The following is a 14696-nucleotide window of genomic DNA, read 5'->3' as shown; positions in this document are numbered from 1 at the left end:
GGCGACGCATCGCCGGCAGCACGGCGATGCGGCACGCCCCTCACAACAACGATATGGGAGAGTTCGATGTCCGACCGGCATGCGCGCCGCGGCGCGCTCAAGACACTCGGCCTCGCGGCCGGCACCGCGCTGCTCGGCGCAGCGCGCGTCGCCCAGGCGGCCACACCCGAAACCGGCGCGCTACTGGCCAGCGGCGCGACGCACCTCGCCGAGCTCACCCGCCGCCTCGCCGGCACGCCGAGACGGCGCGACTTCAAGACGGTGCCGATGATCGTCGAGCGCCCCGATCAATGGGATCACGCGGCGCTCATGGAAGTGATCGGCTATCGCGGCGGCCCGAAGCAGGTGTGGGACAACACCGAGCTCGGCGGCCCGTGGCTGAACCTGATGCGCAATGCGCTGAACGCGCAGATCTGGGGCTTCGGTCATCCGGACTTCCTCGTCGTGTCGGCCACGCACGGCGCCGCGCATCTCGCGCTGTTCGACCAGATCGCGTGGGACAAATACGGCCTCGCGAAATTCGCGGGCGCCGCGTTTGCGACCAACACGCTGCTCGCCGCAAAACCCGCGCAGTCGAAAGACGCGCACGACCACGAACTGGCCGACGGCGCATTCTCGTCGCACGACAACAGCATCGCCGCACTCGAGCAGCGCGGCGTCGTGTTCCTGTCGTGCCACAACGCGATCTGGGAACTCGCGGAACGGCTCGACCGCGCGAGCGCGAATCCGGACAAGCTGCCGCTCGACGCACTCGCCGCCGATCTGACCAACCATGTAATTCCGTCGGCAATCGTCACGCCGGGCGCGGTCGGCACGCTGCCCGAACTGCAGCACGCCGGTTTCACCTACGCGAAATGAGGCGCGCCATGACATCGATCCGTTCGCGCGCTCCGTTGCAACGCCGGTGGCGCACGGCGCTGCATGCGGCGCTGGCCGCGCTCTGCTGCACGTCGGCGCTGTCGCTCGCCGCACCGGCCGCCCCTTCCATCAGCGTCTTTCCGCCGTGGCAGGACGGCCGCAACAACGACGCGACGAACCGCGGCCTCGAATTCACGGTGCCGCAGGTCGACGTGCTCGCGGATTTCCATGGCGACCTCACCGCGCCGAAGCTCGTCCTGTACGTCGGCGGCAATTACTTCTTCGCGATGGCGCCGCTCGTCGCGAAGTTCGAGGCCGATCATCCCGAATACCGCGGCCGCATCTACTGGGAAACGATCCCGCCCGGCTTGCTCGTGAAGCAGATTCACGCGGGCGGCACGATCACCGTGGGCAACATGACGTGGACGGTCAAGCCCGACGCGTATTTCGCAGGGCTCGGCAAGATCGACGAACTGATCGCGGACGGCACGCTCGAAGGCCCGGCCGTGCCGTACGTGACGAACCAGCTGACGATCATGGTGCGCGCCGGCAATCCGAAGCACATCGCGTCGCTGAACGACCTCGCGCGGCCCGACGTGCAGCTCGCGATGCCGAACCCGGCATTCGAAGGCATCGCGCGGCAGATTCGCGCGTCGCTCGTGAAGGCCGGCGGCGATGCGCTCGCGCGCACCGTCTACGACGACAAGGTGCGCGCCGGCACGACCGAACTCACGCACATCCATCATCGGGAAACCGCGCTGTTCCTGATGCAGGGCCGCGCGGACGCCGGCGTGCTGTGGCAGTCGGAAGCGGCGTTCCAGGAACAGGTCGGGCATCCGCTGATGCACATCGACATTCCACCCGAGCACAATACGACGGCGATCTATGCGGGCGCGATGGTGAAGCACGCGCCGCATCCGGAAGCCGCGCGTGCATGGCTGGCGTTCATCCGGTCGCCGGACGCATTCCGGATTTTCGCGCGCTACGGCTTCGGGCAATACGACGCGACGGCGCCGACACCGCATCTCGCGCCGCCTGTCGCGCCACGACAAGACCGGCCCGACGCGAGCTAAGTACGCGAGCGCACGCGCCACAAGACAGACAACAAGGAGGGGACACGTGAACGATTCGGTCGACCTACCACGACGCCGGTTCGCGCCGCTGCTGCTCGCCGCGGCCGCGCTGCTGGCCGGCCACGCCCGCGCGGACGACATCGCGCTCGGCAAGACGATCGCCACCCAGGGCACGACGACGGGCGTGACCGCCTGCATCGGCTGCCACGGTGCACAGGGCGAAGGCAACGCGGCCGCCGGCTTCCCGCGTCTCGCCGGCACGAACGCTGGCTACCTGTCCGTGCAACTCGCCGCGTTCGCGGACGGCAGCCGTCAGAACCCGGTCATGCAGCCGCTCGCGAAACAGCTGTCGCCGCACGAGCGCGATGCGGTGTCCGCGTATTTCGCGAGCCTGCCCGCGCCGCCGGCCATCACGGCGTCCGACGCCACGTCGATCGATCCGGCCAACACCGGCGCATGGCTCGCGACGCGCGGACGCTGGTCGCAGGGCCTGCCCGCCTGCGCGCAATGCCACGGCGCGGGCGGCCTCGGCGTGGGCGCCGCGTTTCCGCCGCTCGCCGGCCAGCCGGCCGCGTATCTCACGGGCCAGCTGAACGGCTGGAAGCACGGCACGCGGGCGCCCGGCCCGATGGCGCTGATGCCGATGATCGCCGGCAAGCTGTCCGACGCCGACATCAACGCGGTGGCCGCCTACTATGCACGCGGCGGCGCCGCGCACGGAGAAAAACAATGATCGACCGCACGAAGCTGATCCGCGCCGCGCTGCTCGGCGCGGCCTGGCTGCCCGCGCTCGCCTGCGCGGCCGCGCCGCAGGACGCACCGGCCGCCGCTTCCGCCCCCGCGGCGGCACCGCTTCCCGTCGCGGCGGCGAAGCCGTTCACGCCACCGCCCGAATCCGCGATCCCTGCCGACGACTTCGGCAAGACCGTGAAGCTCGGCGAGCAGATCTTCCTGCACACGCCCGAGTACGCGGGCAAGTACGTCGGCAACAAGCTGACCTGCGCGAGCTGCCACCTCGACGCGGGCCGCCGGCCCGATGCGGGCCCGATGTGGGCCGCGTACCTGCTTTACCCGGCCTACCGCAGCAAGAACGGCCACGTGAACACGTTCGCCGAACGTCTGCAGGGTTGCTTTCGCTACAGCATGAACGGCAAGGCGCCGCCGGCTGGCGACCCGATCCTCGTTGCGCTCGAAACCTATTCGTACTGGCTCGCGAAGGGCGCGCCGGTCGGCACCCGGCTGCCCGGCCAGGGTTTCCCGAAACTGCCGCCGCCCGCGCAAAAGCCCGACTACGCGCGCGGCGCCGCCGTCTACACGCAGCACTGCGCGCTCTGTCACGGCGCGGACGGCCAGGGACGATCGAGCGGCGGCAAGCCGGTCTTTCCGGCGCTGTGGGGCGCACGCTCGTTCAACTGGGGGGCGGGGATGGGCGACATCCGTAACGCGGCCGGCTTCGTGAAGGCGAATATGCCGCTCGGGCTCGGCGGCACGCTGACCGATCAGCAAGCGTGGGACGTCGCGACCTTCATGGACAGCCACGAGCGTCCGCAGGACCCACGCTTCACCGGCTCCGTGCAGGACACGCGCGCGAAATTCCACGACACGCCCGACTCGATGTACGGGCGCGACGTGAACGGCCGCGTGCTCGGCGCGCCGTGACATGCGCGCGCTGCGGCCTGCGTGATCACGGACGCCAGCGATACACGACGAGGCTCGACCCGTTGTAGTTGTCCTTCGTGATCACGTATTCGCCGGTCGAGCGCCGGTACGCGCGGATGCCGTACATCGAGTCGACGTCGTTGCCGACGTCCATCGCGGACGTGTTCGAGTTCGTCAGCGTGGTGACGAGGCTGCCGGTGTTCAGGTCGAACACGTCGACGTTCGGCACCGTGTGCACGTAGCCGACGAACAGGTAGTGGCCGGCCGCCGCCATCGATTTCGGGTTCGCGCTCGTCAGGTCGATCGCCACGTTCGGCGTGGTCGTGTTGCCAGCCTTCCAGCCGCGATAGACCTCGATGTGCCCGTTCATCGCGGTCCAGTCCCAGCTGCCCGAGAGGCCCTGCGCGAGGATCATCGTGTCGCTGTCGGCCTGGTAGATGATCCGCGTGAGCGGCAGCACCGTGCGCGGAATCTGGATCTGCACCGGCGTGCCCCAGGTCGGCTTGCCGGTCGCGTCGAAGCCCGTCATCGGATAGTGCGAGATGTTGTTGGTGCGATCGAGCCCGGCCCATACGTCGCCGTTGTCGTCGAGCGAGAAACCGGCCGTCACCTGCAGGGTCGTGTTGAACGGCTTGCCGGGGATCGAGCCGTCCGGAATCGCGATGTAGCCGCTCGCGCTGTTGAAGTGATAGATGTTGTAGTTGCCCGGGTTCTGCCCGGTCGCGACGAGCATCCGGGTGCCCTTCACCAGCGCGAGCTGGCCGAAATGCTGGCCGCGCTGGTAGTCCTTCATGTCGAGGCGCGGGTCCTTCGGATAGGTGAACGGATCGATCGTGTTCGCGACGAACGTGCCGCCCGCCGTACCGGTATAGACGTTGTTGCCGCTGTAGAAGAACGCGCCGTCGGTCGCCGGATCGGGCGCGGCGGCGCCCTCGAAGTTCAGCGCCTGCAGCTTCCATTGCAGCACGCCAGTCGGGCTGTACGAATGGAGGTCGGTGCTGCCGTTGCGCCCGAGATCCCAGCCGCCGCCCCATGCGTTGTTCAGCACGTACAGGTTGCCGGCCGCGTCCTTGCCGATGCCCGCGACGCGCGTGAAGCGCTTGTCGCCGACCTGCCCCTTGATGCCCGACGTCGTGTCGAGATAGCCGCCCAGCACGCCGAACGTGCCGATCTGCAACGGCAGGCCGGCGAGCGTGTAGACCTTGATGTTCATGTCGGGGCCTTCGTCGCCCACCAGCATCTGCCCGCTCGGCGCATCGAAATACAGCGACGCGGGCCGCGCGCGTGCCGCCATCTGGATCGTGTTCATCGCCGTGCCGGTCGGGCTGAACTGCGCGACGACGCCCGCGCTCTTGCGCGCGACCCACAGGTTGCCGCCCGCGTCGAGCGCCAGCGCGCCGGGCCCCGAGACGCTGATGTCGCGCTGCCACACGCCATCCGTCGTATACACACGCACGCGGTTGCCGTAGAAGTCGCTCACGTACAGCAGGTTGCCGGTCGTCGCGAGGCCGGTGATCACGTCCGCGTACTGGATGCCCGTCCACGTGCTGACCGGGATGCGCAGGTCGCGCTGGTTCGTGCTGCGGTTGTAGCGGCCGACCGAGCCGCTGCCGAACGTGCGGTTGTAGCCGAGCGCGACGAACAGCGAGTTCGCGTTGCCGGTGATCGCGCCGCCCTGGAATTCGTCGTGGATGCCGATCGTGCCGAGCGTCTGCCCGTTCTGGTAGATCGCGACGCCGCCGGCGTTCTCGTCCCAGCGCGACGCCGTATAGATCACGCCTTCGGGCGCGACCCACAGCGAGCGCGCGCCGTTGCCGACGTGCGCGGCCAGCGTGCCGAACGTATTTGCGAGCCAGTCCGTCGTGTATTGCGCTTGTGCGTGACTGAGCGGCGCCAGCATTACCATGCACAATCCAAGCAATGCCGCGCGAATTTGTTTCGATAACATGAACGATGCTCCCGGACGATCGCTACTCGATACTCTAGTTCGGCGCGTATGAAATATTGGTGATTTCTGCAAAAATCCGGTCATTTCCACCACGAATTACTCATCACGTTTTTTACCCGGGATCGGCCCGTGGTTCCCCGCCAGATAGCGCTGTGGCGACTCGTCATTACCGGCACTTTGTTCCGAATTTCCCGCTGCGGATGCGTCATTTTTTCTGATACACGCGCATTGAATTTCCATTGCCGGCAAATCGACTCGATGATTACAAATCGAAATTAAAATGAAAGAGAAAAAATATTATCCGGCTGCATGCCGCATTGCCGGTAAATCGTGAAGAAGTGAAATAAGGCGGGGCGCGGCGGACTGCGGTTGCCGATGAAGACGGAGAGGGAAACGAAGGTGCGCCGCACGTGCGGCGAAGCGTGATGCGGGCCGTGTTGAATGGAGAAGGCCGTACGCCGGCCCGGCGTGCGACCGGCGGCCCGCATTGCGCGCGGACCGCCGGTCCCGCGGGTGCCGTCAGAACTTCTGACGCAGGCCGAGGCTGACGATCGCCTGCGAACGCGAATCGGACGAGTGGCCGTTCGCCTTGTCCGACACCGCCGCGGTCGCGGCCACCGGCCGACCGAGTGCGTCGAGCGTCGTGCCGGACGCACGCTGGTACGCGCCGAGCAGGTACACGCTGGTGCGCTTGGACAAGTCGTAGACCGCGCCGAGCGTGACGTTGTGATACTGCGCGCGGTCGTCGATGCCGTCGACGTCGCTGCCGCGCGTGTAGCTGTAGCCGGCGAACAGTTGCGTCTGCGGCTGTACGTTCCAGCGCGTGAACACGCCCGCGACGTTGAACGTCGCATGACCGCTGAACAGCGACTGCGCGCCGCTGCGATACTGAATGTTGCTGTAGTTCACGCCGACGACGGCCGGGCCGAAGTTGTACGTCGCGCCGGTCGCAATCACCTGCTGCGACTGCGCGCTCGCATAGCCTTCGTTGATTGACGAGTTGAACAACCCGTCGTCGGTGCTCTGCCATTTGCCGGCCGTCGGATCGGTCGCGCCCGTCTTGCTGTTGTCCGAGCGCTCGTAGCCGACGCCCACGCGCAGCGGCCCTGCCGCGTATGCGGCGCCGACGCTCCACGTGTTGCGCTGCTTCATGCTGCCCGGCTGGCTGCCGAAGCCGTACAGCGCGCCGAACGTGAAGCCCGCGTAGTTCGCGCTCGTGTACTTGATCGAGCTGTCCACGCGCGCGGTCTGGTCGAGATCGTCGATGTCGCCCGGGTGCGCGCCGAACCCGCCGATGAACGACGACGGGGCGACCGGGCTCACGAAGTCGTTGAGCGACGTGTACTGGCGGCCGAGCGTGACCGTTCCGTAGCGGGTGCTGCCGACGCCGACGAACGCCTGGCGGCCGAACTGGCGGCCACCCTGCCCCGACGTGCCGTTGGTCACGTCGAAACCGTTCTCGAGCACGAACAGCGCGCGCATTCCGCCGCCGAGATCCTCGGAACCCTTGATGCCCCAGCGGCTGCCCGACAGGTTGCCGGTGGTCAGGCCGACCTCCGAATGCCCGGTGTAGGCGCCCGGCGAGCCGACCCGTTCGTTGCTGCGATAGGTCACGCCCGCGTCGACGATGCCGTACAGCGTGACGGAGCTTTGCGCGGAGGCGATGCCCGCGAGCGAGAGCAGCAGCGGTGCTGCGATCAGTTGCTTGTTCATGGTTTTTAGCGTCTCCGGGTGGTCTACCCGTTGTTCTATGCGAGTAACGCGTGCGGCCGGCGAGATACGCCTGCATGCGAGGCCGACGGCGTTCGCACGCGGGAACGCGCGCGTGCGATACGCGCGCGGCACGTCGCGGCGAGCATGCCCGCCGAGGCCGTCATGGTAGTTGGAACCGGTTTCGCTCGATAGCGCAATAATGAAAACAGCTTCTTGCCGAGATCGAGATAATTGGTTGCGCGGGCAACGTCGCTGTACGGCGCGGGGGCGGGCGCCGGATAATCGAGCGCACCGCTGCGATTGGGAGCCTCTGTCATGCCTGAAACGACTCTGCTGATCTTGGCCGCCTTCGCATGCGCCGGGATCGGGGCAACCGGCCCGAGCGTGCGGCTCGCATTGGCCGTTCGCTCGCGCTGTATCGGCGTCATGCTGCGCAGGGGCGTCGGCACGCGCACCGCATCGTTCGCGACGAACGCGCGATGAGAATCGACGCGCCGCCCCGCTCCGGCTTTCCCGGCCTGTCGCTCCGGCAACTCGACCGCACGAATCTCGACGCGTGGTACGCGTACCTGTCGAACCCCGACGTTGTCCGACACACGAGCTGGAACCTGCATTCGCGCGACGATCTGCTGCCGCTGTTCGACGGCATCGATTCGGCCCAACCGGATTCGATCCGCCGGCTCGCGATCGTCGATGATGCATCGGGCGCGCTCGCCGGGACGATCGGGCTGCATACGGTGTCCACCGCGAACCGCTCGGCCGAGATCGCGTACGACCTCGCGCCGTCGCACTGGGGGCGCGGCATCGCGAGCGCGGTGTGCGCGAGCGTCACCGCATGGGCGTTCGCCGAAGGCGGCTTCATGCGCATCCAGGGTGTCGTGCTGACCGGCAACGCCGGCTCCGCGCGCGTGCTGCAGAAATGCGGCTACCGGTACGAGGGATTGCTGCGCGCCTACCGGATGGTGCGCGGCGTGGCGGGCGACTTCGCGATGTACGCGCGCATCGCGACCGACTGACGCGCCGGCCGACCGATGGCCGACGCTCGATGGGCGGGCCCACTCGCCGCGGGCGCGATTGGACGCGCCACGCCGAATTGGCGACAATCGCTGCTCCCCGCATCGACCTCTTCGCCATGAAAATCGCCGCGCTGTCCGACATCCACGGCAACCTCGCCGCGCTCGACGCGGTGCTCGACGACGTGCGCCGCCGTGGCGCCGACCTGATCGTCAACCTCGGCGACATCGTGTCGGGCGCGCTCCATCCGGCCGAGACGGCCGATCGCCTGATCGCGCTCGACCTGCCGACCATCAAGGGCAATCACGAACGGCAACTGCTGAGCGGCGATCGCGAAACGATGGGGCTGTCCGATCGCTGGGCGCACGACACGCTGCGCGATGACCATCGCGCGTGGATCGCCGCCTTGCCCGCACGCCTGATGCTCGACGACGACGTGCTGATGGTGCACGGCACGCCCGCCAGCGACCTCGTCTATTTCCTCGAAACGGTGACGCCCGACGGCTGCCGCGCGGCGACGCCCGATGAAATCGCGCAGCGCGCGGGCGACGCGCCGGCGTCGCTGATCCTGTGCGGCCACACGCATGTCCCGCGCATCGCGAAGCTCGACGACGGCCGGCTGATCGTCAATCCGGGCAGCGTCGGGCTGCAGGCCTACGCGGACGATCACCCGCATCCGCACTGGATCGAAACGGGCTCGCCGCATGCGCGCTACGCGATGGTGTCGCGCACGCCGGCCGGCTGGCACGCCGAGTTCCACGCGGTCGAATACGACTGGCACACGGCCGCCGACACCGCGGCAGCGCGCGGCCGCGACGACTGGACCGTCGCGCTGCGCACCGGTCGGTGCTGACGGATCGTCGCCGTTCCATCCCGCTTCGTTCACCGGCAAACCGAGCTGCCGTGCCTGCCGGCGTCAGGCCGCACCAAGCGTTCTGGCAACCGCTCGCGAGCCGTCTCGCGCATCCGGTGGCGCGACGGATCGTCGGCTGTCCGTGCTTCGGCGACACGCCGCGCGATCCGCCGTCGACACGCATTTGCAGCGCGTGTGACGCCGCCCGCCTCAACACGACGCCCGCGACGCTCCAGACGGGCATCGCATCACGCAGCATTCGCCAGCGTCAGCCGCGCTTCGAGCCCGCCGCCATCCGTCCGGTTGCGCAACGTCAGCGTGCCGCCCATCGCGAGCGCAAGCTGCCGCGCGATCGCGAGACCAAGCCCCGTGCCGCCCGTCTCGCGATTGCGCGACGTCTCCACGCGCCGGAACGGTTCGAACACCGCGTCGAGCTGATCGTCCGGAATGCCGGGCCCGCGATCGCGCACCGCAATGACCGCGCCGCCGCCCGACGCCGCCTGCACGTCGATCTCGGCCGCGCCCGCGAACTTCAGCGCGTTGTCGACGAGGTTGCCGACGATCCGGCGCAGCGCCTTCGGCCGCGTGACGAGCGCGAGCGGGCCGCCGCTGTGCAGCGCGACGTCCTGCCCCGCATCCGTGTAGTCGCACACGATGCTGTCGAGCAGCGCATCGAGATCGATGCGGCGCGCGGCTTCATCCGTGCCGTGCAGCGTGCGCGCATACGCGACGCCCTCCTTCACCAGATGCTCCATCTCGATCAGGTCCTGGCGCAGCTTCGCGCCCTGCGCGTCGTCGTCCATCACGTCGACACGCAATCGCATGCGCGTGATCGGCGTCTGCAGGTCGTGCGAGATCGACGCGAGGATCTGCATGCGTTCGGCCATGTACTGCGCGATGCGGTCCTGCATCGCGTTGAACGCCCGCGCGGCACGCGCGACTTCGGACGGCCCGCTCTCGTTCAGGCGTTCGCCCTTCAGGTCGGGGCCGAGCGCGTCGGCCGCCCGCGCGAGCTGGTTCAGCGGCCGCGTCGCGAGCCGCACCGCGAGCCAGCAGCACGCGGCCAGCACCGCGAGCTGCAGCGCGAGCACCACCGGCAGCCAGCCCGACAGCGGCACCGTCGACATCGGGTGGATGTCGATCGTCAGCGGCGAGCCGTCGGTCAGGCGCAGATGCACCTGCAGATGCTCGCGATCGCCGGGAATCGCGTTCGCGGTCAGCGGATAGTCGCCGCCGATGCCGTCCGAGATCGACCGCTCGACGCGCGCCGACAGCCGCGCCTCGGACGGCGTGCCCGTCTCGCCGGGCCCGAGGATGAACGCGTAGCTGCGCCGCGCGAGACGCGGCAGCCACGCGGCGCGCTCGGCGGCCGGCAGGTGGTCGAGCAGCGCGACCGAGCTCGCGACCTCGCGCTCGATGTAGCCCATCATCAGGTTGGTGGTCGCCTGGTCGCGCTCCGTCATCGTGAGCCAGAACGACAGCGTCTGCGCGAGCGCGAGGCCCACGCACAGGATCAGCGCGAGCCGCGCGAACAGCGAGCGCGGCCAGTGCCGCAGGGTGCGCGCGCTCATGCGTCGCCTTCGACCGTGGTCACCGCCGACGAGAACACGTAGCCCTCGTTGCGCAGCGTCTTGATGTAGCGCGGCTCGCGCGCGCCGTCACGCAGCCGCTGACGCAGCCGGCTCACGAGCAGGTCGATCGACCGGTCGAACGGATCGGACTGGCGGCCCTGCGTGAGGTTGAGCAGTTGATCGCGCGTGAGCACGCGCTGCGGATTGTCGAGGAACACGCGCAGCAGCCGGTATTCGGCGCCGCTCAGCGCGACCAGCGTGCCTTCGGCGTCGAGCAGATGACGCCCCGTCGTGTCGAGCCGCCATTCGCCGAACGCGAGCATCTCGGCCGTCTCCGTCACCTGCATGCCGGGCGGCAGCATGCGCGCGCGGCGCAGCACCGAGCGGATCCGCGCCAGCAGCTCGCGCACCGCGAACGGCTTCGCGAGATAGTCGTCGGCGCCCATCTCGAGGCCGATGATGCGGTCGGTTTCCTCGCCGCGCGCGGTCAGCATCAGCACCGGCACCGTGCGGAACTTGCCGGCGCGCAGATCGCGGCACAGCGTGAGGCCGTCCTCGCCGGGCAGCATCAGATCGAGCACGACCAGGTCGGGCGCGCCGTCCTCGAGCACGTTGCGCATCTCGCGGCCGTTCGCGGCGAGCGACACGCGCATGCCGTTCTTCTCGAGGTAGTCGGCGATCAGTTCGCGGATCGCGCGATCGTCGTCGACGATCAGTACGTGGTCGATCTTGTCCATGAGTCAGGGTCGGGGTCGTGAGGTTGCGGCTGGCGATGTCCGCCTTTATACCGCACCGCGGGCACGCATTTGTATCCCAATGTATCGCGCCGCCGCGACGACACACAACATTGCACGCACGCGGCTCGCCGGACACATCGCAGATACGTCGGCGCGGCCCAATGAGGGCTGTCGAAACCAGTCCGGCCGACGCGATCGCGCGGCGGCCGGCCGAACCGGAGAACCGCCATGCTGCCCAGACTCAAGACTGCCGCCCTCGTGATCGCGCTCGCCGCCACGGCCGGGCTCGCCGCGTTCGCCGGCACCCGCGACGACGCGGGCATGACGGCCTCGCTCGCCGGCACGCCGGCGCCCGACTTCACCGGCATCGAGCGCTGGCAGAACAGCCCGCCGCTCAAGCTCGCGCAGCTGCGCGGCAAGGTCGTGCTGGTCGATTTCTGGACCTACTCGTGCATCAACTGCATTCATACGATTCCGTACGTGAACGACTGGTACCGGAAGTATCGCGACCAGGGGCTGGTCGTGGTCGGCGTGCATACGCCCGAGTATCCGTTCGAACGCGATCCGAAGAACGTCGCCGACGCGCTCAAGCGCTTCGACATCCAGTATCCGGTCGCGCAGGACAACCGCTATGACACGTGGCGCGCGTACGGCAACCAGTACTGGCCCGCGCTGTACCTGATCGACGCGAACGGGAAGATCGTCTATACGCGCTATGGCGAGGGCGGGTACGACAAGACGGAGGCGGCGATTCGCGAGGCGCTGGTGCAGGCGCAGGCCCAGGCGGGCGAAGGCACGAAGGGCGCGATGCGTACGCAGTAACGGGCGCCGGCCGGAGGCGCGGCAGGCGCCCCGGGCGATTCGCCGCCGCTCACTTGAGCTTCGCGTCCGCCTCCGCCAGCATCGCCTCCCCGATCGCGAGCTGCCCGCCGGCGATCAGCGCGTCGCCCGCGCCGCGGATATCGTCGACCGCCTTGTTCTGCCCGAGCTTGCGCTTGCCGACGAGCCGCGTGATCTCGATCTGCAGCCCGACGATCGACTGCAGCATCGTGTCGAGATAGTCCTTCGGCGCGTCGGCCATCTTCCACGGCGCCGGCTGCGACGCCTCGTGCGTGCGGGTCAGCCGCGCGACCACGCCGCGCACGAACTTCTCGTCGTCGCGCACCGTGATGCGGCCGTGCGCGTGCACGACCACATAGTTCCACGTCGGCACCTGCCGGTGCGCGACATGCTTGCTCGGGTACCAGTTCGGCGAGATGTACGCATCGCCGGCACGGAAGATCACGAGCACCTCGTCGCCGTTCGCGACCTCCTGCCAGACCGGATTCGCGCGCGCGACGTGCGCATGCAGCTCGCCGAGGCCGCCGTCGCCCGGCAGCAGTTCGAACGGAATGTGGTTCGCGTCGAGCCCGCTCCTGCCATGCGTGACCAGGCTGCCGAACGGATGCTGGACGATCAGCTCGCGCAGCGCGTCGGGGCGGGATTCGGCGAAATCGGCGGGGACATACATGGCGGCTCCACGGTCGGACAAGGTTCAGGAAGGAACGCGCCCGAAACAGGCGCGTCATGCCCCGATTGTGAGCGCTAACTGGTTTATGCTGTAGAGCCGGTTTCGAACAATTTCAGCAGACCAGAATCATGGCCAGAACCGCCCGGATCGTCGAAATCCCGTCGCTCGGCGCGCTCGACCGCGCGGCCGGCGACCTGAGCCGTCAGCTCGCGCAGGCGTTGCGGGACGCGGTGCGCCGCGGCGACGTGCGGCCCGGCGACACGTTGCCGTCCACGCGGCTGCTCGCGGCATCGCTCGAGGTTGCGCGCGGCACCGTCGTCGACGCGTATGCGCAGCTCGTCGCCGAAGGCTTCCTGGAGTCGCGCGGCGGCGCCGGCACGCGGGTCGCGAACGCGCTGGCCGAGCCGCCGGCGGCCGGCGAACCACCGGCCGCCCGCCCGCGCGCCGCGCACGCTGGCCTGCCCGAGCCGGCCGCGACGTTCGCGCGGATCGCCCGCGAATTCCGGCCGCTGCCGGCCGCGCCGTTCGCGATCTCGGTGCCGGTCGGGCTCACCGCGCCCGACGACATCTGGCGCCGGCTCGGCAACCGGCTGCGCGCACGCGGCGCCGGTGCGCCGTCCGGCTATGCGGATCCCCAAGGCGCGTTGCCGCTGCGTGAAGCGATCGCCGATTACGTGCGCCGCTCGCGCTCGGTGCGCTGCAGCGCCGATCAGGTCGTGATCACGAGCGGCACGCAACAGGGGCTGCATCTCGCGAGCCAGGTGCTGCTCGGCGCGCACGATCGCGCGTGGGTCGAGAATCCCGCCTATCGCGGCATCACCGCGCTGCTCGAGAGCACCGGGCGACGCGACGCGATGGTGCGCGTGCCGGTCGACGCGGACGGCATCGACGTCGAGGCCGGCATCCGCGTCGCACCGGACGCACGCGCGGCATTCGTCACGCCGTCGCACCAGTACCCGCTCGGGATGCCGATGAGCATGGCGCGGCGCAACGCGCTGCTGGGCTGGGCGCGCACGCATCAAGCATGGGTGGTCGAGGACGACTACGACAGCGAGCTGCGCTACGAAGGCTATCCGTTTCCGTCGCTGCAGGGGCTCGACCCCGATCGCGTGGTCTATCTCGGCACCTTCAGCAAGATCCTGTTTCCGTCGCTGCGGCTCGGCTACGTGATCGCGCCCGACGATCTCGTGCCGGCCTTCTGCGGCGCGCGCGTGCTGATGGATCGCCATGCGCCGACCGCCGATCAGCACGTGCTCGCCGCCTTCATCGCGGAAGGCCATCTCGACCGCCACATTCGCCGCGTGCGCGGCGTCTACGCGGAACAGCGCGCGCTGCTGATCGACACGCTCGGCGCGCGGCTGCCGCGCGAGCGCGCATGGGTGCAGCCGGGCGATCAGGGCATGCACGTGGTGCTGTGGCTCGCGAAAGGGATCGACGATCTCGACGTGGTGGCGCGCGCCGCGCAGGCGGGCGTCGCGGTGCGTGCGGTGTCGCCGATGTTCGCGCCGGGCACCGAGCGTCCGGGCCTCGTGCTCGGTTTCGGCGGGTTCGATCGCGCGCGGATGGAAGCGGCCGCCCAGCGTCTCGCGGATGTGGTGGGCGACGCGGCCGGCGCCGATTCATCGGATGAATCGCGACGCCGCACGCGACCAAAGGTTGTCCGCGGGCAACAAACGTAATCGTCTGTAAATCCTGCGAGAAAACCGGCATTTTGGCCACAGCCAACGTTGCGCGGTTTGCTAGGATCGCGCCTTTCCGAC

At 68.8% G+C, this 14696-nt stretch carries 14 protein-coding genes; 8 read left to right on the top strand and 6 right to left on the bottom strand.

The features are described 5' to 3' along the window. Positions 1 to 66 precede the first annotated feature (66 nt). Genes SB771_RS32200 through SB771_RS32185 form a run of 4 tightly spaced genes read left to right on the top strand, consistent with a single transcriptional unit; the run spans position 67 to position 3590 of the window. On the top strand, positions 67 to 858 hold the full coding sequence (locus SB771_RS32200) for a transcriptional initiation protein Tat (RefSeq protein WP_175658731.1): 792 nt from the start codon (positions 67 to 69) through the stop codon (positions 856 to 858). 8 nt (positions 859 to 866) lie between these two features. Continuing rightward, on the top strand, positions 867 to 1931 hold the full coding sequence (locus SB771_RS32195) for a substrate-binding domain-containing protein (RefSeq protein ID WP_175658730.1): 1065 nt from the start codon (positions 867 to 869) through the stop codon (positions 1929 to 1931). 46 nt (positions 1932 to 1977) lie between these two features. Next, positions 1978 to 2664 carry a c-type cytochrome gene (locus tag SB771_RS32190; RefSeq protein WP_175658729.1) on the top strand — a complete coding sequence of 229 codons (687 nt, stop codon included), beginning with the start codon at positions 1978 to 1980 and terminating at the stop codon, positions 2662 to 2664. After that, positions 2661 to 3590 (top strand): c-type cytochrome, encoded by a 930-nt coding sequence (locus tag SB771_RS32185; RefSeq protein WP_175658728.1) that lies wholly within the window; start codon positions 2661 to 2663, stop codon positions 3588 to 3590. The genes SB771_RS32190 and SB771_RS32185 overlap by 4 nt, the downstream gene beginning before the upstream one ends. Before the next feature lie 25 nt (positions 3591 to 3615). On the opposite strand, the gene SB771_RS32180 is transcribed toward SB771_RS32185, so the two are convergent. From SB771_RS32180 to SB771_RS32170, 3 genes are all read right to left on the bottom strand, one after another. Next, positions 3616 to 5538, bottom strand: coding sequence for an SMP-30/gluconolactonase/LRE family protein (locus tag SB771_RS32180; protein ID WP_175658727.1), 1923 nt, complete (start codon positions 5536 to 5538; stop codon positions 3616 to 3618). A gap of 519 nt (positions 5539 to 6057) precedes the next feature. Then, positions 6058 to 7251 carry a porin gene (locus tag SB771_RS32175; RefSeq protein ID WP_175658726.1) on the bottom strand — a complete coding sequence of 398 codons (1194 nt, stop codon included), beginning with the start codon at positions 7249 to 7251 and terminating at the stop codon, positions 6058 to 6060. A 35-nt stretch (positions 7252 to 7286) separates the two neighbouring features. Next, positions 7287 to 7700, bottom strand: coding sequence for a hypothetical protein (locus SB771_RS32170; protein ID WP_175658725.1), 414 nt, complete (start codon positions 7698 to 7700; stop codon positions 7287 to 7289). Between the two features lie 30 nt (positions 7701 to 7730). Here SB771_RS32170 and SB771_RS32165 point away from each other — a divergent pair, with 30 nt between their 5' ends. Then, positions 7731 to 8267: a GNAT family N-acetyltransferase gene (locus SB771_RS32165; protein WP_175658724.1), complete on the top strand. Its 537-nt coding sequence runs from the start codon at positions 7731 to 7733 to the stop codon at positions 8265 to 8267. A gap of 116 nt (positions 8268 to 8383) precedes the next feature. Further along, on the top strand, positions 8384 to 9118 hold the full coding sequence (locus tag SB771_RS32160) for a metallophosphoesterase family protein (RefSeq protein ID WP_175658723.1): 735 nt from the start codon (positions 8384 to 8386) through the stop codon (positions 9116 to 9118). A gap of 248 nt (positions 9119 to 9366) precedes the next feature. Here SB771_RS32160 and SB771_RS32155 read toward each other — a convergent pair whose 3' ends face one another. Both SB771_RS32155 and SB771_RS32150 read right to left on the bottom strand, forming a co-directional pair. Further along, the gene (locus SB771_RS32155; RefSeq protein WP_012366834.1) at positions 9367 to 10689 is read right to left on the bottom strand and encodes an ATP-binding protein; all 1323 of its coding nucleotides are present in this window, start codon (positions 10687 to 10689) and stop codon (positions 9367 to 9369) included. Beyond that, complete coding sequence (locus SB771_RS32150; RefSeq protein WP_175658722.1) at positions 10686 to 11426, bottom strand: response regulator; 741 nt, start codon at positions 11424 to 11426, stop codon at positions 10686 to 10688. The genes SB771_RS32155 and SB771_RS32150 overlap by 4 nt, the downstream gene beginning before the upstream one ends. Before the next feature lie 228 nt (positions 11427 to 11654). Between SB771_RS32150 and SB771_RS32145 the strand changes: the two genes are divergently transcribed. After that, positions 11655 to 12248 (top strand): thioredoxin family protein, encoded by a 594-nt coding sequence (locus tag SB771_RS32145; RefSeq protein WP_175658721.1) that lies wholly within the window; start codon positions 11655 to 11657, stop codon positions 12246 to 12248. A gap of 49 nt (positions 12249 to 12297) precedes the next feature. On the opposite strand, the gene SB771_RS32140 is transcribed toward SB771_RS32145, so the two are convergent. Continuing rightward, the gene (locus tag SB771_RS32140) at positions 12298 to 12936 is read right to left on the bottom strand and encodes an FMN-binding negative transcriptional regulator (RefSeq protein ID WP_175658720.1); all 639 of its coding nucleotides are present in this window, start codon (positions 12934 to 12936) and stop codon (positions 12298 to 12300) included. Between the two features lie 128 nt (positions 12937 to 13064). Here SB771_RS32140 and SB771_RS32135 point away from each other — a divergent pair, with 128 nt between their 5' ends. After that, a complete protein-coding gene (locus SB771_RS32135; protein WP_175658719.1) occupies positions 13065 to 14615 on the top strand; it encodes a PLP-dependent aminotransferase family protein in 1551 nt (516 codons plus the stop codon). The last annotated feature ends 81 nt before the right edge of the window (positions 14616 to 14696 follow it).

The sequence above is a fragment of the Burkholderia sp. SIMBA_051 genome, assembly GCF_046534915.1.
GTDB classification, from domain to species: Bacteria; Pseudomonadota; Gammaproteobacteria; order Burkholderiales; family Burkholderiaceae; genus Burkholderia; species Burkholderia ambifaria.
The sequence above is the reverse complement of the archived record's forward strand: the minus strand, read 5'-3'. Positions and strand labels throughout refer to the sequence as shown.